Source organism: Geodermatophilus sp. SYSU D01180, assembly GCF_054050415.1.
The window spans coordinates 12121-32639 of sequence record NZ_JBJGZH010000018.1 but is presented as its reverse complement, the minus strand read 5'-3'; the positions used below and the strand labels follow the sequence as shown (position 1 = coordinate 32639).

The following is a 20519-nucleotide window of genomic DNA, read 5'->3' as shown; positions in this document are numbered from 1 at the left end:
GTGGAGTGTCCTGGACAGCGCAGCACCCTCCCCCGGCGAACCGACCATCGAAGGCCCGACCGAGAAGAGGTTGACCCATGCAGCTCGACTCCCCGAGTGACGACGTCGTCGGCTCGGCCCTCCTCGTGGGTCCGGGCAACGGGACGACCGACGGGCACCCTCCCGTGCCGTCCCTCCGTGGCCGGGTGACGATGCAGCAGGTGGCCGCGGAGGCCGGCGTCTCGATCTCCACCGTGTCGAAGGTCATCAACGGGCGGTACGGCGTGTCCGCCGGGACCGTCGACCACGTGGCCCGGGTGATCGAACGGCTCGGCTACGAGGCGAGCCTCGTCGCACGCAGCCTGCGCAACCGTCGCACCAACGTCATCGGCCTCCTCGTCATGGACTTCGAGCCCTTCAGCACCGAGGTCCTCAAGGGGGTGGCCGACGCCGTCCACGGCTCCGGCTACGAGCTGATCGCCTACTCCGCCGGCGGGCACGTCGAGGCGCACACGGGGTGGGAGCGCCGATCGCTGAGCCGGTTGATGGCGACGCTCGTCGACGGTGCCGTGCTCGTCACGCCGACCGTGACGGACGTCCCGGCCGACGGACCGGTGGTGGCGGTCGATCCGCAAGCCGGGCCGTCGCGGCTGCCCTCGGTGGCTGCGGACAACCTGCAGGGTGCGCGGGTCGGCGTGGAGCACCTGCTCGCGTCCGGACACACCCGGATCGGCATGATCACCGGACGGTCGGACCTGCTGTCCGCGCAGCAACGCGAGCAGGGCTACCGCGATGCGCTCGGCGCCGCCGGGCTGCCCGTGGACGAGACGCTGGTGCAGTCCGGCGGTTTCGACCCGGAGCTGGCGCGGGAGGCGGCCCGCGAGCTCCTCTCGCGCCCCGAGCCACCGACCGCGGTGTTCGCCGCCAACGACCTCTCGGCGCTGGCGACCCTGGAGGTCGCGACCGAGCTGGGTCTGGACGTGCCGCGTCAGCTCTCGGTGGTGGGCTTCGACAACATCCCGGAGTCCGCGCTCGCCGATCCCCCGCTGACCACCGTGCAGCAGCCGATCCGGCGGATGGGCGAGGAGGCCGCGAAGATGCTCCTGGCCCTCATCTCCGGCGGTGAGCTCCCCGAGCAGCACCGCACGCTGACGACATCGCTGCTGCTGCGGGCGTCCACCGCCCCTCCGGAACGGGCGTCCTGACCGGGCCGGGTCCTCCGTCAGAGCCCGACGAGCTCCTCCAGCGCGCCGACCTCCTGGCGGGTCAGCCGGCGGATCGAGCCGCTGCGCATCCGCTGCAGCGACACCGGCCCGATCGCGGTGCGGGTCAGCCGGGACACCGGCAGGTCCACCGCGGCCAGCAGCCGCCGGACGATGTGCTTGCGGCCCTCGTGCAGCACGACCTCGACCACCGACTGGCCGGCGTGGGTGTCCACGACGTGGAAGGCGTCCACCCTCACCGGGCCGTCGTCGAGCTCGATCCCGGCGCGCAGCCGGCGGTGCAGGTCGCGCGGGACCGACCCGGACACCTGCGCCAGGTAGGTCTTCCTCACCTCGTAGGAGGGGTGCGCCAGCCGGTGCGCCAGCTCGCCGTCGTTGGTGACCAGCAGCAGGCCCTCGGTGTCCTGGTCGAGCCGGCCGACGTGCACCAGCCCGGGCGCGAGGTCGCCGATCATGTCGCCGACGGTGGGCCGGTCGCGGTCGTCGCTCATCGCGGTGATGACGCCCGGCGGCTTGTTCAGCGCGTAGGTGACCCGGTCGTCGCGCAGCTCGATCCGCCGCCCGTCGACGGCGATCTTGTCCGTGTGCGGGTCGACCCGCATGCCCTGCACGGTGACGACGCGGCCGTTCACGCTGATCCGGCCGCGGTCGATCATCTCCTCGCAGACGCGGCGGGAGCCGACGCCGGCGCGGGCGAGCACCTTCTGCAGCCGCTCCCCCTCGCGCTCCTCCGGCGCGGCGGACGGCTCGCGGTCGCCGGGGTGGGCCGGGGCGAGCTCCATGTCCTCCGACCAGCCCGCCCCGCCGGGGGTGCCGGGGGCCTCGTCCGGGTCGGTGTACTCGTCGTGGTGCGGTGCGGTGTCCATGTCGCCGTCCAGTCTCCCACCCCCGCGGCGGGAGCCGGGCGGTGCGGGCGGACGGTCAGCAGGTCTCCCGGCCGTAGGCGTCCACGGCCTCGCCGGAGGAGGTCAGGTCCTGCTGGAGCTCCTGCAGGCGCGGCGCCAGGCCGGCGTTGGCCGAGGGGTCGGTGAGGTCGGCCTCGCCGAGCAGGTCCGACAGCGCCCGCCAGGAGGTGACCAGGTCGCCCCAGTCCGCGGCCACCGCCTCCGGCGGCTCGACGGCCTCCAGCCGGCCGACGGCCTCCTCGACCACCCGCGGCGCCGACCGCGGGTCGGCCGCGACGGCGTCGACGTCGGCGGTGATGTCCTCCAGCAGGGCGGGGACCTCCGCGCAGAAGGCCTCCTGCCGCTGCGCCTCCTCCGACGACGAGCAGCCGGCCACGGTCAGCGCGACGGGGGCGAGCGCGACGAGGGCGAGCGCGGCGGCGGTGCGCGGGGCGGCGGGGGCGGTCACCGGTCCGGGTCCTCCTCGCGGGCCAGCGCGGTGGGGTCGGGCAGCAGCGGCGCCAGCGGCGGGAGCTCGTCGAGGCCGGTGAGCCCGAGCCGCTCGAGGAACAGCGGCGTCGTGCCGTAGAGGCCGCCGCCGCTGTCGGGGTCGGTGCCGACCTCGGCGACCAGGCCGCGGGCGAGCAGGGTGCGCATGACGCCGTCGACGCCGACCCCGCGGATCGCCGACACCCGCGCGCGGGTCACCGGCTGCCGGTAGGCGATGACGGCGAGGGTCTCCAGCGCCGCCTGGGTCAGCCGGGTCCGCTGCCCCTCCGCGAGGTGCCGCTCGACGACGGGCGCGAACTCCTCGCGGGTGTAGAACCGCCAGCCCTCCCCCACGCGGCGCAGCGTGATGCCGGACCGGCGCGCGTCGTGGTCGGCGGCGAGGTCGGCCAGCGCGGCCCGCACCCGGGCGACCGGGCAGCGCAGCGCGCCGGCCAGCGTCGGCTCGTCGACCGGCCCGTCGGCGACGAACAGCAGCGCCTCCAGGCCGCCGCGCAGCTCCGCCGGGTCGAGCTCCGGCTCCGGCTCGGGCTCGGGCGCCGGCGCGGGCTCGGGCATCCCGGGGAGCGGCAGCGGCTCGGGCTCCTCGGGGACCGGCGGGACGTCGTCGTGCGCCGGCGCCGGCCGCTCGGCGACGCGGGCGGCGAGCTCCGCGGCGACGGCGTCCCACACCGCGGGGTCGGCCGCGTCGGGGCGGCCGGTCTCCTCCTCGCGGGTCGCCTCGAGCTCGGCGGCGAGGGTCTCCCAGGAGATCGGGCCGCGGCCCTCCTCCGGCCGGTCGCTCACGGCAGGTCCTCCGTCGCGACGTCGTCGGCGGGGTCGTCCGCGGCGTCCTCCCCCGCGGGACCGGACGGGACCGGGCCGGTCCAGCGCACGTGCAGCTCCCCCAGCGGCGTCAGCTGGGTGAAGGTCACCCGCTGCTGGCGGTAGAGCTCCAGCAGCGCGAGGAAGCGGGCCACGACCTCCAGCGTCGAGGAGCACTCGGCGGTCAGCGCGCGGAAGGTGAGCGTCCCGGCGCCGATGAGCGCGCTGCGGACGGCGAGCAGCTGCTCGGCCACGCTCACCGGCGGCGCGTGCAGGTGGGAGACGCCGACGGTGGGCGGCTCCTTCGGCGCGAGCGCCTGGGCGGCGAGCGCGGCGAACCGCTCAGGGGTGACACCGAGCAGCACCTCGGGCAGCAGCTCGGCGAACCGGGGCTCCAGCGGCGCCTCGCGGGGGTACCGGCCGGCGGCGGCGGTCTCGCGCTCGCGGAGGAACGCGGCGGCCTGCTTGTAGGCGCGGTACTGCAGCAGCCGGGCGAACAGCAGGTCGCGGGCCTCGAGCAGCTCGAGGTCCTCCTCGTCCTCGATCTCGGCGGCGGGCAGCAGCCGCGCGGCCTTGAGGTCGAGCAGGGTCGAGGCGACGACGAGGAACTCGCTGGCCTGGTCGAGGTCGAGCTCGTCGCCGAGCGCCCGCAGGTGGGCGATGAACTCGTCGGTGACCACCGACAGGGCGATCTCGGTGACGTCGAGCTGGTGCTTGCCGATCAGCTGCAGCAGCAGGTCGAACGGGCCCTCGAAGTTGGTGAGCCGCACGGTGAAGCGCGCCGGCTCCGCCGGGCGCTCCGCCACCGCCTGCACCTCACCGCTCACGGACAGCAAGCCTAGGCGCTCCGGCCCCCGTGCAGGGGCCCGCCGCGGGCGCGCGAGCGGCGGGGGGCACGGGGGTCCTTCGTCAGCCGCGGAGGCGGCGGACGAGCACCGAGTCCTCGCCCTGCTCCTCGAGGTCGGCGAGCAGCACCGCGATCGCCTCGCGCACGATGCGGCCGCGGTCGGCGGCCACGCCGTGCTGGGCGCGCAGCGCGAGCCGGGCGCTCTCCAGGCCCAGCAGCTCCTCGGCGGAGAGGTAGACGGTGATCTTCTCGTCGTGCTTGGTCCGGCCGTTGCCCGAGGCCCGGGCCGGCTTGCCGCGGGTGCGGGCGCCGGGGGCCGGGGCGGGGGCCGGGGTGCGGAAGGCGGCCAGCGCGTCGGCCGGCGCGCCGCCGGGGACCAGCGTGAGCGGGGCGGGCGCCTCCTCGGCGGGGACCGGCTCCGCCGCGCGGCGGGCACCCCGCAGCGCCGGGGAGCTGACCGCCGAGCTCACGCTCGGCAGCTCGGTGACCTCCGCCTGCGGCACGTCGGTGCGGCGGAACAGCTCGGCCGCGCCGGGGAGGACGGGGCGACGGGTCACAGGGCGATGACCTCCTTGGCCAGGTCGCGGTAGGCGGCCGCACCCGAGGAGGTCGGCGCCCAGGTGGTGATCGGCTGGCCGGCGACGGTGGTCTCCGGGAAGCGCACGGTGCGCTGGATGACCGTCTGGAACACGGTGTCGCCGAAGGCCTCGACCACCCGGCTGAACACCTCCCGGCAGTGCACGGTCCGGGTGTCGTACATCGTGGCGAGGATCCCGGAGATCTCCAGCTCGGGGTTGAGCCGCTCGCGCACCTTGTCGATCGTGTCGACCAGCAGCGCCACGCCGCGCAGCGAGAAGAACTCGCACTCCAGCGGGATGACCACGCCGTGCGCCGCGGTCAGGGCGTTGACCGTGAGCAGGCCCAGCGAGGGCTGGCAGTCGATGAGGACGTAGTCGTACTCGTCGCGGACGTCGGCCAGCTTGCGCAGCAGCGTCTGCTCGCGGGCGACCTCGCTGACCAGCTGCACCTCGGCGGCGGACAGGTCGATGTTGCTCGGCACCAGGTCCAGGCCGGGCACGTCGGTGGGCACGCGGACGTCGGCCAGCGTGGTCCGCGGCTCCATGAGCGCGTTGTAGATGGTGCGGTCCAGCTGCTGGGAGGGCACGCCCAGGCCGACCGACAGCGCGCCCTGCGGGTCCAGGTCGACCAGCAGCACCTTGCGGCCGTACTCGACCAGCGCGGCGCCCAGGTTGATCGTCGACGTCGTCTTGCCGACGCCGCCCTTCTGGTTGCACATCGCGATGACCTGCGCCGGGCCGTGCTGCGTCAGCGGCGGCGGCTCGGGCAGCTTGCGCTGCCGCGCGCGGGCGGGGTCCAGCTTCGAGGCGGCCGCACCCATCTCCCCGCCGTCGGCCGGGAGTGCGAGAGCCTGCCCGGCCACGTCCCCTCGGATCGCCATGAGTCGCCACTCCTCCGTGCTCCCCGGCGGAGCCGGCCGCGGTCTCGGCCGGCCCGGTCCGCTCGGGTCCTCTGCGACGGTAGGGAGATCAACTCCAACGATCCACGCAACACGCCGGTTGCTGGCGGAAGTCGCCCAGGTTCCGGCGTACCGGCGGGTAGCCATGGGCAGGACCTGCCAGACGGACCGCCCCGCCCTCGTCAGGACAGGGCCCTGGGGTGGCTGCTGGCGTACACCTCCCGCAGCTTGTCGACGGTGACCAGCGTGTAGACCTGGGTGGTCGTCACCGACGCGTGGCCGAGCAGCTCCTGCACCACGCGGACGTCGGCGCCCCCGTCGAGCAGGTGGGTGGCGAACGAGTGCCGCAGCGTGTGCGGCGAGACGTGGTCGAGGTCCAGCCCGGCCCGCTCGGCCGCCGACCGCAGGATCGCCCAGGCGCTCTGCCGTGACAGCGGCCCGCCGCGGGCGTTGAGGAACAGCCGCCCGCCGCGGACGCCGCCCCGCCCGGCCCTCGTCCCCGCCACGGCCAGCGCCGGGCGGGCGCGCACCAGGTAGTCCTCGATGGCGCGCAGCGCGTAGCTGCCCACCGGGACGATCCGCTCCTTGCCGCCCTTGCCGGCCAGCCGCACCACGGCCTGGCCGCGGTCGAGGTCGTCGACGGCGAGGCCGACCGCCTCGGAGATCCGCGCGCCGGTGCCGTAGAGCACCTCGAGCAGCGCCCGGTCGCGCAGCCCCCGCGGGCCCTCCACCGACCCGGCGGCCTCGATCAGCGCCACCACCGCCTCGACCGGGATCGCCTTGGGCAGCCGCCGCGCCGGCGCGGGCGGGCGGACCTCCGCGGCGACGTCGCCGGGCACCAGCCCGTCGAGCAGCGCGAAGCGGTGCAGCCCGCGGACCGCGACGACCGCGCGCGCGGCCGAGGTGGCCGACAGCGGCGGGTGCTCGTCGTCCCCGGCCCGCAGCGCCGCGAGGAAGCCGGAGACGTCGCTCTCGGCGACCTCCCCCAGGCCCCGGACCCCGGCGTCGGCGAGGAACCGCGTGTACCGGCGCAGGTCGCGCCGGTAGGAGGCGATGGTGTTGGCGGCCAGGCCCCGCTCGACGGCGAGGTGGTCGAGGTAGCCGCCGACCACCCGCTCGACGTCGGGACCGGCACCGATCGTGGCGGTCAGGGCAGGACCTCCTCCCAGGGCACGGCGGTCATCCCGTGCGCCTCGGCGACCTCGGACAGCGTCACCTGCCCGGCGACGACGTTGACGCCGTGCGCGAGCGCCGGGTCCGCGGCGACGGCCGCCCGCGTCCCCTGCTCGGCCAGGGCCATGACGTAGGGCAGCGTCACGTTGGTGAGCGCGTGCGTGGAGGTGTTCGGGACGGCGCCGGGCATGTTCGCCACGCAGTAGAACACCGACTCGTGCACCCGGAAGGTCGGCTCGTCGTGTGTCGTGGGACGGGAGTCCTCGAAGCACCCGCCCTGGTCGACGGCGATGTCGACGAGCACCGAGCCCGGCTTCATCCGCTTGACGAGGTCGTTGCTCACCAGCGTGGGCGCCTTGGCGCCGGGGACCAGCACCGCGCCGATCACCAGGTCGGCGTCGAGGACGGCGCGCTCCACCTCGTAGGCGTTGGAGGTCACCGTCTGCAGGTGGCCGCGGTAGACGTTGTCGGCGGCGCGCAGCTTGTCGACGTCCCTGTCCAGGACGACGACCTCGGCCTGCATGCCCAGGGCGATGGTCGCGGCGTTCATGCCCGACACCCCGGCGCCGATGACGACGACCTTGGCCGCGTAGACGCCCGACACCCCGCCGAGCAGGACGCCGCGCCCGCCGTGCGCGCGCTCGAGGCTGTGCGCGCCGACCTGCGGCGCCATCCGGCCGGCGACCTCGCTCATCGGCGCGAGCAGCGGCAGCGCGCCGTTCGCCGTCTGCACGGTCTCGTAGGCGATCGCCGTGGTGCCGGAGGCGACCAGCGCCTCGGTGCACGCCCGCGAGGCGGCCAGGTGGAGGTAGGTGAACAGCGTCTGCCCGGCGCGCAGCCGCCCGTACTCCTCCTCGACCGGCTCCTTGACCTTGAGCAGCAGGTCGGCGTCGGCCCAGACGTCGTCGGCGCTCGCGACGATCCGCGCGCCGGCGGCGGTGAAGTCGGCGTCGGGGATGGAACTGCCCTCCCCCGCGCCCTGCTCGACGAGCACCGTGTGCCCGGCCCGGGTCAGCTCCGTGACCCCGGCCGGGGTCAACGCCACCCGGTACTCCCTGTTCTTGACCTCGCGGGGCACCCCGACGCGCATGACCACTCCTGGTGTGTCGACCGGGCCGAGGTCGTCGGCCCGCGCCTGTCGTCCGCTCCCGGGTGAGGGAGCTCACTCCGGACCCTAGAGCCTGCCCGGTCCCGCGCTGCCGGGACCGCGCGCAGCGCCGACGATGGCGGGGCCGGACCGCGCCGCCTGACCTCCGGGAGGACCCGCTGATGCGCCTGTACGCCGCCCGACCCGACACCCGCCTGCGCCAGGTGGGGGCCGACGCCGGGCTGCTGGCCTGGGCCGGGCTGTGGGTGCTGGTGGCGCGCGCGGTGCACAGGGCGGTGCTGGCGCTCGCGGCCCCCGGCCGGGCGGTGGAGGACCTCGGGACGTCGGTCGCCGACAGCATGGGCTCGGCCGCGGACGCGGCGCGGGACGTGCCGGTGGTCGGTGACGAGCTGTCCTCCCCCTTCGACGCGCTCGGCGACGCCGCGGGCTCCGTGCAGGGCGCCGGGCAGGCGGCGCAGGACGCCGTCGGCACGCTCGCGCTGCTGCTCGCCGTCGTCCTGGTGGTGCTGCCGGTGGGCTGGCTGCTGGCGCGCTGGCTGCCGTGGCGGCTGCGCTGGGTCCAGGAGGCGACGGCGGTCCAGCGGCTGGCCGCCGGCCCCGACCCGGACCTGCACCTGCTCGCCGCCCGCGCCATCGCCACCGCCCCGCTCCCCCGGCTGGCCGCGCTGCCGCCGGGGACCGGCGCGGCCTGGCGGGCCGGCGACCCCGCCGCGGTGCGGGCGCTGGCCGCCCTGGAGGCGGGGCGGCTGGGGCTGCGGCTGCCCGTGCCGGACGCCGCGGGCTCCGGCGCCACGTCGTCCCCGCCCGGGTCCGGCGCCACGTCGTCCCCGCCCGGGTCCGGCGCCACCGCGCCGCCGCTCTCGGGTTGAGTCCGCGACCGCCGGTGCCGATGTCCCCTCCCGAGCCGGGAGGTGTCCGTGGGACGAGCGAGACGGCGGCGCGGCACGGCGGCCCGCCGGGTGGCCGGCGGCGTCGCCGGGCGGGTGGCCGCCGTGGCGGCCGTGGGGCTGGTCGTGCTGTCCGCGCCGGCCACGGACCTCGCCGCGCAGGTGACCGCGTCCTGGGCTCCGTTCCGCAACGCGGGCACCGTCGACGGGCCGGAGCCCACGCGCGTCGCGGACACCCCCCGGACCGTGGCGGACGCGCCGGAGCCGGTGGTCGACGCCCCGGTGCTCGCGCTGCCGGTGCCGCGCCGGCTGCACGTCGAGGTGCCGAGCCCGCTGGTCCCGCACGGCGAGCCGCTGCAGACCGCGCCGCCGCCCGCGCAGTGCGGCGGGTACGGCAGCCTGCGCCAGGTGCCGCCGGGCGTCGTCCCCGGGGTGGGGTCGGCGACGGTGAGCTGGCAGGCCGACGGCCGGGAGTCCGTGCAGGGCTACCGGGTGACGGCGGTCAGCCAGCAGCTGGTCGCCGGTCCCCAGCCGGCGCCGCCGCAGGTGACCGTCGGCCGGCGCGGCGACTGCGGCGAGGTGACCGCGAGCGTCGGCGGGCTGACCAGCGGCGTCCCCTACGTCTTCTGGCTCGAGGAGCTCGTCCTCGACGCCGGCACGCAGGTCACCGAGTACCAGCAGGTCGGCTGGTCCAGCCCCGTCGTCATCGGCTGACGCGCCGAGATCGGCGGTCTCGTGGCGATCAGCTGCTGATGGCCACGAGACCGCCGATCTCGGCGCAGGCGCAGGGAGGCGCTACGTGGCGTCGACGGGGCGCAGCCGCGGGCCCGCGGCGCGGTGCTGGGCGGCGGCGAGCAGGCCGATGACGGCGGCGGCGTTGCGGATCCGCCCGTCGAACACCTGCTGCACCGCCTCGTCCAGCGGCACCCGCTCGACGGTCATGTCCAGCTCCTCGTGCTCCACGGTGAAGCCCTCGGGCCGGTCGACGTCGGACAGCCCCTCGGCGAGGTACACCAGCACCTGCTCGTCGCAGAAGCCCGGGGTGCTGTAGCTGGTGGTGAGCAGCGACCACCGCTCGGCGGCCATCCGCACCTCCTCGGCCAGCTCCCGCTTCGCCGTCTCCAGCGGCGGCTCGCCGTCGGCGTCGCGCAGGCCGGCGGGCAGCTCCCACAGGTAGCCGCCGACCGGGTGCCGGTACTGCCGGAGCAGCACGACCTGCCCGTCGTCGCCCAGCGCGACGACGGCGACCGCGCCCGGGTGGCGGACCACCTCGCGCACGCTGTCGCCGCCGCCGGGCATCGCGACGGTGTCCTTGACCAGCGAGATGACCCGGCCCTCGTAGACCGTCTCGCTGCCGAGGACGCGGTAGTCGCCGTCGGCGGCCGGCTCGGTCACCTCAGATCCCCACCTTCTCCGCCTCGGCCTCCACGGGCACCGGCAGCCGGGCCGACTCGGCGCGGTCGATGGCCGCGTCGACGAAGGCCGCGAACAGCGGGTGCGGGCGGGTGGGCCGGCTCTTGAGCTCCGGGTGGGCCTGGGTGCCGACGAAGAACGGGTGCACCTCGCGCGGCAGCTCGGCGAACTCGACCAGCAGGCCGTCGGGCGAGGTGCCGCTGAACACCAGGCCGGCGTCGGAGAGCCGGTCGCGGTAGGCGTTGGCCACCTCGTAGCGGTGCCGGTGCCGCTCGGTGATCTCGGTCGAGCCGTAGGCCGCCGCGGCCTGCGACCCCTTGAGCAGGTGCGCCGGGTAGCTGCCCAGCCGCATGGTGCCGCCCAGCCCGCGCTCGCCGGCGATGACGTCGACCTGGCTGGCCATGGTGGCGATGACCGCGTCGGGGGTGTCGGGGTCGAACTCGGCGGAGTTGGCCTGCTCGAGCCCGGCCACGTTGCGGGCGTACTCGATGACCATGCACTGCAGGCCCAGGCACAACCCCAGCGTCGGGATGCCGTTGGTGCGGGTGTAGCGGATCGCGCCGAGCTTGCCCTCGATGCCGCGCACCCCGAACCCGCCGGGGACGCACACGCCGTCGACGTCGGACAGCGCGGCCGCCGCCCCCTCGGGGGTCTGGCAGTCGTCGGAGGGCACCCAGCGGATCTGCACCCGGGCGCGGTGGGCGAACCCGCCCGCGCGCAGCGCCTCGCTGACCGACAGGTAGGCGTCGGGCAGGTCGACGTACTTGCCGACCAGCGCGATCGTCACCGTCTGCTTCGGCCGGTGCACCCGCTCGAGCAGGTCGCCCCACACGGTCCAGTCGACGTCGCGGAAGGGCAGGCCCAGCCGGCGGACGACGTAGGCGTCCAGGCCCTCGCGGTGCAGCACCTTGGGGATGTCGTAGATCGACGGCGCGTCGGGGCAGGAGATGACGCCCTCGGCGTCGACGTCGCACATCAGGCTGATCTTGCGCTTGAGGCCGGTGCCGATCTCGCGGTCGGCGCGGCAGACCAGCGCGTCGGGCTGGATGCCGATGTTGCGCAGCGCGGCCACCGAGTGCTGCGTCGGCTTGGTCTTCAGCTCGCCCGACGGCGCGATGTAGGGCACCAGCGAGATGTGCAGGAAGAAGCAGTTGTCCCGGCCGATCTCGTGGCGCACCTGCCGGGCGGCCTCGAGGAAGGGCAGCGACTCGATGTCGCCGACGGTGCCGCCGATCTCGGTGATGACGACGTCGACGCCCTGGTCGTCGTCCGTGCCGGACTCGGCCGCGGCGAGGATGCGGGACTTGATCTCGTTGGTGATGTGCGGGATGACCTGCACGGTGTCACCGAGGTACTCGCCGCGCCGCTCCTTGGCGATCACGTCGGAGTAGACCTGCCCGGTGGTGACGTTCGAGCGCCGGCCGAGGTCGGTGTCGAGGAACCGCTCGTAGTGGCCGACGTCGAGGTCGGTCTCCGCGCCGTCCTCGGTGACGAAGACCTCGCCGTGCTGGAACGGGTTCATCGTCCCCGGGTCCACGTTGAGGTACGGGTCCAGCTTCTGCATGGTCACCCGCAGGCCGCGGGCGGACAGCAGAGCGCCGAGGGAACTGGCCGTCAGGCCCTTGCCGAGAGAGGAGACAACTCCACCGGTGACGAAGACGAACTTCGTCGGCTGGGAGTTGTGGAGGAGCCCGCGATCACGCATTCCAGGTCGACCCACGGGAACCCACCGTAACACGATCCGGGTCCTCGCCCCGGTCACCGGCGGGAACGCCCCGCCGGCCCGGCGCGGTCGTGGCCAGCGTCACCAGCAGCGGCACGAGCAGCGCGGCGGCGGTCGCGGGCAGCGCGACGCCGGAGTCGTTGACCGCGGCGCCCAGGGCCAGGCTCAGGGCGGCGGCGACCAGCCCGGCGCGCAGCACGGCGGCGTCGGCCGGGGGCAGCCCCGAGCCGCCGTCGCGGAGCAGGCCGGGGCCGCGCAGCAGCGCCGGCCGGCGCCCGCGCACCAGCCAGACGGCGGCCACCAGCGCCACCGGCAGCATCCAGGCCAGCGCGCTGCCGAGCAGGATGTCGACGTTGGCCGAGGCCTTGCGGCTGACCACCGTCCACGCCTCGCCGGTGAGCAGCTGCTCGACGAACCGGCCGAGGTGGCTGCGCTCGGCGGCCGGGCGCAGCCAGTCCAGGAACGCCAGCGTGCCGACGGCGACCACCCCGGCGCCGAGCACCGCGGCCAGCCGCACCACGGTCACCCGCACGCCGGTGAGCAGCATGGCCAGCAGCAGGAAGCCGGGCAGCACCGCGAGCACGCCGCCGAAGTCGCGGCCCAGGCCCGGCGCGCCGACCAGCGCCACGGTGACCAGCCCGGCGCCCAGCACGACGCCGCCGGTCACCCGCCGCGCCCGCCGCCCGCCGTCGTCCCGCCCGGCACCGGCGCGGCGGCCGGCCGCGGTGGCGGCGACCGCGGTGCCGACCAGCGCGGCCGCCGCCAGCAGGCCGGAGGTGAGGTTGCCGTAGCCGGTGAACCGCCCGGCGACGATCGCGTCGTAGCCGAGCAGCCCGTTCAGCTCCAGCGACGAGCCGGTGAGCACGTCGGCGACCAGCGTGCCGACGGTGAGCGCGAGGACGGCCAGCGGCGGCCCGCCCCGGCGCCGGCGCCACGGCCCGAGCAGGGCGACCGCGACCACCGCGGCGTCGGCCACCAGCAGCGCCCCGGCCAGCGCCCACCGCGGCGACCCCGCGCGCTCCCAGGGCAGCAGTCCGGCCAGGTAGGTGGCCACCGGCAGCGCCGCGGCCGCCAGCGCGGCGAGCTCCAGCACCGGCCGCAGCCGGGTGCGCGGCCGCGCGGTGCGGGTGAGGCCGAGCACCAGCACTCCGAGGACGACGACGGCGGCCTGCACCGCCACCAGCGCCGTGAAGAACGTGCCGGTGCTGCGGTGGTGGGTGACCGCGGCGGTGTTCGCCCGTTCGAGCTCCGCGACCGCCTCCGCGGTGGCCGGGCGGCCCCCCGCGACGGTGAGCGGCTGGCCGTTGACCGACGCCGGCCGCTCCAGGTCCAGCGCCCGCAGCACGGTCGGGGCGACGTCGATGAGCTGGGTGAACGGCGCCCGGCCGGTGCTCGCCGAGGTGAGCCACCCCGGGCCGGTGAACCCGGGCCCCGAGGCGATGCCCACGTGCAGCTGCGGCCGGCCGTCGTTGACCTCCGAGACGCCCTGCACCAGCAGCAGCGTCTCGCCGGGCAGCGTGTCCACGGCGGCGCGCAGCCGGGCCACCTGCTCGTCGACGGCGGCCAGCGCGGCCTCGCGGGAGACCGGGTCGGTGCCGGTCTCGCTGCCCTCGGGCGCGGGGACGCCGGCGTCGACCAGGCCGTCGAGGGAGACCAGGGTGAGCGGGCAGGGTTCCAGCAGCGCGGCCAGCGCCGCCGGGTCGGCCGGCAGCGCGTCCTCGCGGGTCAACCCCACCCCGGGCGCGGCCACGGCCAGCGCCGCCGCCCGGCCGACGACCGTCGCGCAGCCGACCGCGGCGCCGAGGGCGCCGGGCTCGGCGCCGAAGCGGGCGCTGGCGTCGTCCTCGGCGACCGCGCGGACGGCGCTGAGCGGATCGGCCAGCCCCACCTCCGCCAGCCGCTCCTGCAGCCCGCAGTGCGACAGCTCGGGGCTGGCCGGCGGCCCGGCCGGCACCGGCTCCTGCGAGGGCGCCGCGCCGGGCTCGCCGGGGACGGCCGGCGTCTCCCCCGGCAGCGGCACGGTGGGCAGCGGGACCATCGGCAGCACCTCGTCCGGCGCCGGGAACCGGGCCCGGTTGCCCGCGCCCAGGGTGGCCCAGCCGTCGAGCAGGCAGGTGGTGGAGCGGGCCGCGCGCACCGACACCGCCCCGACCGGCGAGGTGTCGGCCAGCTCCCACAGGGCCGGGGTGCGCTCGGGGTCGACGTCGTCCCACGCCAGCCCGGGCACGCCGACGACGAGCACGCGGTCGGCGCGCCGGCCGTCGTCCGCCGCCGCCCCGGGCAGCCCGAGGGCGAGCAGCGCCAGGAGCACGGACAGCAGGACGGCGGCGCGCCTCACCGCGGGGGCCCCAGCAGCTCGCGGTAGACGGCGGCCAGGGTGCGCGCGGTGGCCGCCTCGTCCGGCCAGCCCGCCGCCTGCGCCCGCCCGGCCTCCGCCAGCGCGGCGGCGCGGGCGGGGTCGGCCAGCAGGGCGGTGACCGCGCCGGCCAGCGCGGCGGCGTCGCCGGGGGGCACGAGCAGGGCGGCGTCGCCGAGCAGCTCCGGCAGCCCGCCGGTGCGGGTGGCGACCAGCGGCGTGCCGGCCCTCAGCGCCTCCTGGGCGGTGAGCGAGCGCGCCTCCCAGCGGGAGGGCAGCACGACCAGGTCGGCGGCGGCCAGCAGGTCGGCGACGTCGTCGCGGCGGCCGAGCAGGGTCACCGGCAGCCGCCGCGCGGCGATCCGGGCGGACAGCTCGGCCTCCAGCGGGCCGTCGCCGGCGATCGCGACCAGCGGCGGGGGCTCCCCCGCCCAGGAGGCCGCGGCGTCGAGGAGGACGTCGTAGCCCTTCTGCGGGTGCAGCCGGCCGACGGCGAGCACCAGCGGGCGGCCGTCGACCAGCCCCAGGCCGGCACGGACCTCGTCGCGGGAGCGCCGGGCCGGCGGCAGCGCGGGCGCCGACACCGGCGCCACCCGCACGTCGCGGGCGCCGAGGCGGCGGGCGTTGTCGGCGAGGTCGCCGGAGGCGGCCAGCACGACGTCGGCGGCGCGGACGGTGGCCCGCTCGGCGGCGGCGAGCACCCGGCGCAGCGGGCCGGAGCGCTCGGGCAGCGCGTTGTGCAGCGTGACCACCAGCGGGCGGCGCGCGCCGGTGCGCGCCGCGGCGGCGGCGACCAGGCCGGCGCGCAGCCCGTGGGCGTGCACGAGCTCGGCCCCGGTGGCGGCGCGGCGCAGCGCGAGCACCGCCCGGGTGTCGGCGAGCGGGTCGAGCCCGGCGGAGATCTCCACGGGGGTGAACCGGGCGGCGGCGGAGAAGCCGAACAGCGCGTCGGTGGCCGCGGGCCCGCAGACGGTGACCTCGGCGCCGGCGCCGGCCAGCGCGGGCAGCACCGAGCGCAGGTGGGTGCCGACACCGCCGGTGCTGGTGGCGAGCACCTCGGCCACCCGGCGGCCGGCCAGCGGTCGGGCCTCAGCCACCGTGCACCTCCGTCCCCCCGGGCGTCCGCAGCGCGCGCACCGCCGCGGTCAGGGGGCGGCGCGCCGTCCCCATCATGACCGCCGCCGCCACCGCGGTCACGGTCGCCGCCGCCAGCAGCCCGGCGCCGGCTGTGGCGAGGAGCGAGCCGCCGGGCACCGGGTCGGCGCCCAGTGCGCGGGCGACCGCGAGACCCGCGGCCGCGCCCGCCCCGGCGGCGAGCAGCGCCGGCAGCCCCAGGCGGGCCAGCCCGGCCAGCCCCGCCGACCCCGCCGTCCGCACGGTCACGACGAGCAGGCCGATCCCCGCGGCGGTCACGCCGACGCTGTGCCCGGCGGCCAGGGCCAGCGCCCGGTCGGCGGCCGGCAGCGCGGTGGACAGGACGACGTCGGCGGCCACGGCGAGCAGCCACCCGCCGAGCACGCACACCGTCGGCGCCCGCCACAGCCCGCGGGCGTACAGCGCCCGGGTGAGGACGGCGACCAGGCCGTACCCGACCAGCCCCGGCGCGAAGGCGACGACGGCGTCGCGCAGCGCGGCCACCCGGTCGTCCCCGCCGTCGACGAGGAACACCCGCGCCATCGGCCCGGCGCCGGCGGCCAGCACCGCGGCGGCCCCGGCGCTGGCGACCACGACCAGGGCGGTGACCGGCGCCAGCGCGCGGCGGTAGCCCGGCAGGTCCCCGACGGCGGCGCGCTCGGCCATGAGCGGGTAGGCGGAGGTGGCCAGCGGCACCGCGACCGCGGCCCACGGCACGAGGAACAGCGTGAGCCCGGCGGTGTAGGCGACCTGGGTGCCGTCGGGCCCGTCGCCGGCCAGCCGGATGGCGACCGCGGCCACCAGCTGCTGCCCGGCCAGGGTGAGCACCCCGGCGACCGCCAGCCGGCGCACCTGCGGCGCCGCGCCCACCGGGAAGCGCAGCGCGGGCCGCAGCCCCAGGTGCAGCCGCCGCACCGGCACCAGCACCGCCAGGGCCAGCGCCAGCACGCCGAGCGTCGTCCCGACCCCGAGGACCAGCTCGCCCGTCGTCGTCAGGTCCTGCACCTCGCGGCCGCCGCCCGTCCAGGCGAAGGCGGCGTACGCGGCGGCGACGACGAGGCTGGACAGCAGCGGCGCCAGCGCCGGCCAGGCGAAGCGGCGGTGGGCCTGCAGCACGCCGGTGGCGACGACGGCGAGGCCGTAGAGCACCACCTGCGGCGCGAACACGACCAGGAAGCGGGCGGCCAGGTCGACCTCGGCGGGGGTGCCGCCGCCGAGCAGCAGCTCGGCGACCGGGTGCGCGAGGACGGCGAGCAGCGCGGCCAGCGGCGCGAGCACCAGCAGCGTCCAGCCCAGCAGCGCCGAGGCGGTCCGGCGGACCTGCTCGCGGTCCCCGGCGGCGATGCCCCCGGCCAGCATCGGGACGACGAGGGAGGCCAGCGCCCCGCCCGCCACCACCTCGAAGACGATGTTCGGGACGGTGTTGGCCGCGGTGTAGGTGTCGCCGGTGCTGTCCGCGCCGACGGCGTTGGTGAACACCAGCGTCCGCCCGAAGCCGGCGAGGCGGGCCAGCACCGTCAGGACGGCGATCAGCGCGGCGGCGCCGGCGACCCCCTGCGCGACCCGGCGGCCGGGCCGGCGCACCGCCGGTCCCGCGCTCACGCCGGGCGGCGGCCGAGCCGGTCCAGCTCGCGCAGGCCCGGCGTGGCCTCGATGACCCGGGTGAAGCTGACCCGCTCGCTGGCGAGGGTGAGCGCGGTGACCGCGGCCAGCAGGCCCGCGCGCGCCGGGCGCGAGGGGACGGCCGCGGCCCGCAGGCCGAGCAGCGCGCCGAGGGCGTTGGCGCCGGCGTCGCCGAGCATCACCCGCTCGCCGAGGTCGGCGGGCAGCACCGCCAGCGCCGCGCCGAGCGGCCCGGCGGCCAGCCCGCCGGCCGGGCCGCGCAGGCCCGCCGCGGCGGCGAGCGCGCCGGCCTTGGCGGCGCGGCCGGGGCGCAGGTCGAGCAGGTTCACCAGGTTGGCGGTGCCGGCGACCAGGCCGGTGGTGAGGACGGCGTCGGCCGTGGTGAGGAGATGGAACGGCCCCGCTGCAGGGGCCCGGGCCGAGCGGGGCGAGGCGTGGGGGGCAGTGGGGTCCTTCACGAGCAGCGCCGCGACCGCGGCGGCCGCGCCGATCCCGGCGACCTTGACCGCGCCGGCCGACACCCGGCCGGCGCGCAGCGCGGCGAGGTGCCCGGCCAGGCCCTTGTCCCGCGCCTGCTCGGGGCGGGCGCCGGCGAGGTCGTCGTAGCCGCCGACCAGCCCGGACACCGCCCCGGCGACGACGGCGGCGGCGCGGGTGCCGGCCGGGGCGCCGAGGGCGGCGCCGGCGGTGGCGGCCGCGGCCAGCGCCGGCCCGCCGAGCAGGGTCACCGGGCGCCCGGCGTAGTTGGTCCGCCGCCACGGGGCGCCCGGGGGGCGGGCGTCCAGGGCCGCCGCCGTGGCGAGGCCCGCCCGGGCGGCGGCCGCGCCGGCGGCGGCGAGCAGGAGCCGTCGCCGGGTCACGGCGTGGTGGCCGGCACCGGCGGGACCGGCTGGGTGTCCTCCCCGGTGCCGTACTTGCCGGAGGTGCCCTCGCGCTCGCGGCCCAGCGCCAGCACGGTGCTGATCTGGCCCGAGGGGCTGGTCACGTTGTCCACCGTGGAGACCGCCGCGGAGACCTCCGGGTCGGCGCGCACGACGCCCACCAGGCCGTCCTCCCCCGCCGCGTCGGCGTCGCCGGCCACGACCGCACCCGAGCCCTCGGCGTCGAGGGCGGTGACCAGGTCGAGCAGCACGTCGTTGCGGTCGGCGGCGTCGTCGCCGGTCAGCGCCCCCGTGGTGAGCACCACGGCGAAGTCGGCCGGGGTGACCGACGCGGAGTCCTGGGAGAGGACCTCGAGCGCCGAGAGCCCGGCCAGCACGGTGGACACCGCGGCGGTGTCGGGCGCCGGGGTGCCGTCGGCCGGGACCATGAGGACCTGGGCGAGCAGCGCGCCGACCAGCTGGCCGGTGTCGTCGGTCTCGGGCAGCGCGACGCCGGCCGGGCGGCCCGGGCCGGTCACGTAGCTCTGCAGGCCCGCCTCGCTGGCCGGGTCGCTGTACTCCGGCGCCAGCGAGACCTGCCCGGTGACCGTGCCGCCGGCCTCGGTGACCAGCGCGGTGACCTCCTCGACGGTGTCGGTGGTGACCTCCTCCGAGGCCTGCACCAGCAGCACGCTGCGGCCGGTCAGCGCGCCCTGCACCAGGACCGGGGCGACGGCGGACTCGAAGGCCTGGCTGCTGTCGACCTGCGTCTGCAGGCCCTGGGTGGTGTCCTCCAGCGCGCGCTTGTCCTCCTGCAGCGAGGTGACCTGGCCCTCCAGGTTGTCCAGCAGCGGGCCGGACAGCTGGGTCGCGCCGATCACCAGCCCCAGGGCGATCGCGAGGAACACCGCGATCAGGGAGACCAGGTGGTACCGGAAGTCGATCACGAGAAGAGGTTCTCCAACCAGAACACGAAGCTGTCCCACTGGTCGACCAGCAGGTCGAAGTAGATCCGCCCGGCGGTGGTGACGGCCAGGGCGGCGACGATGGCGACCAGCGCGGCGAGCACGAGCACGACCAGCGCGGCGGTCGAGATGCGGCTGCGGTAGAGCCGGCTCACGCCCTTGGCGTCGACCAGCTTGCCGCCCAGCCGCAGCCGGGTGAGGAAGGTCGAGGCCATGCCGCCGCGGCCCTTGTCGAGGAACTCCACCAGCGTGGCGTGCGTGCCGACGGCGACGATGAGCTTGGCGCCCTTCTCGTCGGCCAGCAGCATCGCGATGTCCTCGCTGGTCGCCGCGGCCGGGAAGGTGATCGCGTCGACGCCGAGGTCCTGCACCCGCTTGAGGCCGGGGGCGCGGCCGTCGACGTAGGCGTGCACCACGACCTCGGCGCCGCTCTTGAGGACGTGGTCGCTGACCGAGTCCATGTCGCCGATGATCATGTCCGGCGAGTAGCCGGCCTCGATGAGCGCGTCCGCGCCGCCGTCGACGCCGATGAGGACCGGCCGGTAGTCGCGGATGTAGGACCGCAGCGCCTGCAGGTCCTCCTTGTAGTCGTACCCGCGGACGACGACGAGCACGTGCCGGCCCTCGATGGCCGTCTGCACGTCGGGCACGCCGACGCCGTCGAGCAGCAGCGCGCGCTCGCGCTTCATGTACTCCATCGTGTTGGTGGCGAACGCCTCCAACTGCGTGGACAGCCCGGCCTTGGCCTCGGCCATCGCGGTGGCCACGGTCTCCGGCGTCTGCTCGGTGCCCTTGGCGACGGCGGTGCCGTCGGGGCCGTAGAGCGTGTCGCCCTCGACGCGGACCTGCGCGCCCTCCTTGAGCGCGGCGAACACGTCCTTGCCGACGCCGTCGACGAGGGGGATGCCGGCCGCGGTGATGATCTCCGGTCCCAGGTTCGGGTAGCGGCCGGAGATGCTGGGGGCGGCGTTGACGACGGCGCCGACCCGGGCGGCGACGAGGGAGTCGGCGCTCACCCGGTCGATGTCGACGTGGTCGATGACGGCGACGTCGCCGGGCCGCAGGCGCTTGGTGAGGTTCTTGGTGCGACGGTCCAGCCGGACGGTGCCGCTCACCCCGGGTGCCGCCTCCTGGGCCCGGCTCCGTCGCAGGGTGCCGATGCGCATGGGGCGATGGTCCCACGCACGCCGTCGGCGGCTCTCCTCCGACGCGCAACTGCAACGGCCTGGTCACGCAGGGTGTCCGACACCACGGACGACGCGACACGCCCGGCACGCACGCCCCACCAGCACCGCTCCATTCCCCGGCGACGCTGTCTAGCGTTGCCCGCTGTGACACGTGGGGCTCCAGCTGCCAGCGTTCCGGCGACCCGTCCCGGGGCCGCGGAGGAAGGGCCGGAGACGACGGCTCCCCCGCACATCCGCGCGGTGCCCGGGGGCCCGGCGCCCGCGCCGGCTCCCGTGGGCGGTCCACCGCCCGCCCCCGCGGGGCGACCCGGGGACGCGCCCGCCGGAGAACGCCGTGCCGCGCGCCGGCGGGAGCGGCGCGGGTCGGGC

At 77.0% G+C, this 20519-nt stretch carries 19 protein-coding genes; 3 read left to right on the top strand and 16 right to left on the bottom strand.

What is annotated here, in order from left to right; genetic code table 11:
* Positions 1–77: 77 nt before the first annotated feature.
* The gene (locus tag ACI8AA_RS16455; protein WP_457045477.1) at positions 78–1184 is read left to right on the top strand and encodes a LacI family DNA-binding transcriptional regulator; all 1107 of its coding nucleotides are present in this window, start codon (positions 78–80) and stop codon (positions 1182–1184) included.
* 17 nt (positions 1185–1201) lie between these two features.
* Here ACI8AA_RS16455 and ACI8AA_RS16450 read toward each other — a convergent pair whose 3' ends face one another.
* The 8 genes from ACI8AA_RS16450 to ald form a co-directional block, all read right to left on the bottom strand.
* A complete protein-coding gene (locus tag ACI8AA_RS16450) occupies positions 1202–2068 on the bottom strand; it encodes a pseudouridine synthase (RefSeq protein WP_457045476.1) in 867 nt (288 codons plus the stop codon).
* A gap of 55 nt (positions 2069–2123) precedes the next feature.
* A complete protein-coding gene (locus ACI8AA_RS16445) occupies positions 2124–2555 on the bottom strand; it encodes a hypothetical protein (protein WP_457045475.1) in 432 nt (143 codons plus the stop codon).
* Positions 2552–3379, bottom strand: a complete 828-nt coding sequence (gene scpB, locus ACI8AA_RS16440) for an SMC-Scp complex subunit ScpB (RefSeq protein ID WP_457045474.1) — start codon at positions 3377–3379, stop codon at positions 2552–2554. Before scpB ends, ACI8AA_RS16445 begins: the two co-directional genes overlap by 4 nt.
* Positions 3376–4224 (bottom strand): segregation and condensation protein A, encoded by an 849-nt coding sequence (locus tag ACI8AA_RS16435; RefSeq protein WP_457045473.1) that lies wholly within the window; start codon positions 4222–4224, stop codon positions 3376–3378. Before ACI8AA_RS16435 ends, scpB begins: the two co-directional genes overlap by 4 nt.
* An 82-nt stretch (positions 4225–4306) precedes the next feature.
* Positions 4307–4801, bottom strand: coding sequence for a hypothetical protein (locus tag ACI8AA_RS16430; protein ID WP_457045472.1), 495 nt, complete (start codon positions 4799–4801; stop codon positions 4307–4309).
* Entirely contained in the window at positions 4798–5703 is a 906-nt protein-coding gene (locus ACI8AA_RS16425) for a ParA family protein (protein ID WP_457045471.1), read from the bottom strand. The genes ACI8AA_RS16430 and ACI8AA_RS16425 overlap by 4 nt, the downstream gene beginning before the upstream one ends.
* A gap of 200 nt (positions 5704–5903) precedes the next feature.
* Positions 5904–6833, bottom strand: a complete 930-nt coding sequence (locus ACI8AA_RS16420) for a site-specific tyrosine recombinase XerD (protein WP_457045470.1) — start codon at positions 6831–6833, stop codon at positions 5904–5906.
* A gap of 35 nt (positions 6834–6868) precedes the next feature.
* A complete protein-coding gene (ald, locus tag ACI8AA_RS16415; RefSeq protein WP_457045469.1) occupies positions 6869–7984 on the bottom strand; it encodes an alanine dehydrogenase in 1116 nt (371 codons plus the stop codon).
* A 179-nt stretch (positions 7985–8163) separates the two neighbouring features.
* On the opposite strand from ald, the gene ACI8AA_RS16410 reads away from it, so the two are divergent.
* Both ACI8AA_RS16410 and ACI8AA_RS16405 read left to right on the top strand, forming a co-directional pair.
* Positions 8164–8871: a hypothetical protein gene (locus ACI8AA_RS16410; protein ID WP_457045468.1), complete on the top strand. Its 708-nt coding sequence runs from the start codon at positions 8164–8166 to the stop codon at positions 8869–8871.
* 48 nt (positions 8872–8919) lie between these two features.
* Positions 8920–9603 carry a hypothetical protein gene (locus ACI8AA_RS16405; protein WP_457045467.1) on the top strand — a complete coding sequence of 228 codons (684 nt, stop codon included), beginning with the start codon at positions 8920–8922 and terminating at the stop codon, positions 9601–9603.
* A gap of 81 nt (positions 9604–9684) precedes the next feature.
* Here the strand turns inward: ACI8AA_RS16405 and ACI8AA_RS16400 are convergent, their stop codons facing one another.
* Genes ACI8AA_RS16400 through steA form a run of 8 tightly spaced genes read right to left on the bottom strand, consistent with a single transcriptional unit; the run spans position 9685 to position 20078 of the window.
* Positions 9685–10284, bottom strand: coding sequence for an NUDIX domain-containing protein (locus ACI8AA_RS16400; RefSeq protein ID WP_457045466.1), 600 nt, complete (start codon positions 10282–10284; stop codon positions 9685–9687).
* 1 nt (position 10285) lies between these two features.
* Positions 10286–12022, bottom strand: a complete 1737-nt coding sequence (locus tag ACI8AA_RS16395) for a CTP synthase (RefSeq protein WP_456938373.1) — start codon at positions 12020–12022, stop codon at positions 10286–10288.
* Positions 12000–14363 carry a hypothetical protein gene (locus tag ACI8AA_RS16390; protein ID WP_457045465.1) on the bottom strand — a complete coding sequence of 788 codons (2364 nt, stop codon included), beginning with the start codon at positions 14361–14363 and terminating at the stop codon, positions 12000–12002. Before ACI8AA_RS16390 ends, ACI8AA_RS16395 begins: the two co-directional genes overlap by 23 nt.
* Positions 14360–15478 (bottom strand): glycosyltransferase family 4 protein, encoded by a 1119-nt coding sequence (locus tag ACI8AA_RS16385; protein ID WP_457045464.1) that lies wholly within the window; start codon positions 15476–15478, stop codon positions 14360–14362. Before ACI8AA_RS16385 ends, ACI8AA_RS16390 begins: the two co-directional genes overlap by 4 nt.
* A complete protein-coding gene (gene murJ, locus ACI8AA_RS16380; protein WP_457045463.1) occupies positions 15471–17117 on the bottom strand; it encodes a murein biosynthesis integral membrane protein MurJ in 1647 nt (548 codons plus the stop codon). Before murJ ends, ACI8AA_RS16385 begins: the two co-directional genes overlap by 8 nt.
* Positions 17114–17998: a hypothetical protein gene (locus ACI8AA_RS16375; RefSeq protein ID WP_457045462.1), complete on the bottom strand. Its 885-nt coding sequence runs from the start codon at positions 17996–17998 to the stop codon at positions 17114–17116. The genes murJ and ACI8AA_RS16375 overlap by 4 nt, the downstream gene beginning before the upstream one ends.
* A complete protein-coding gene (locus ACI8AA_RS16370; protein ID WP_457045461.1) occupies positions 17995–18945 on the bottom strand; it encodes a copper transporter in 951 nt (316 codons plus the stop codon). The genes ACI8AA_RS16375 and ACI8AA_RS16370 overlap by 4 nt, the downstream gene beginning before the upstream one ends.
* Positions 18942–20078, bottom strand: coding sequence for a putative cytokinetic ring protein SteA (gene steA / locus ACI8AA_RS16365; RefSeq protein ID WP_457045460.1), 1137 nt, complete (start codon positions 20076–20078; stop codon positions 18942–18944). The genes ACI8AA_RS16370 and steA overlap by 4 nt, the downstream gene beginning before the upstream one ends.
* Between the last annotated feature and the right edge of the window lie 441 nt (positions 20079–20519).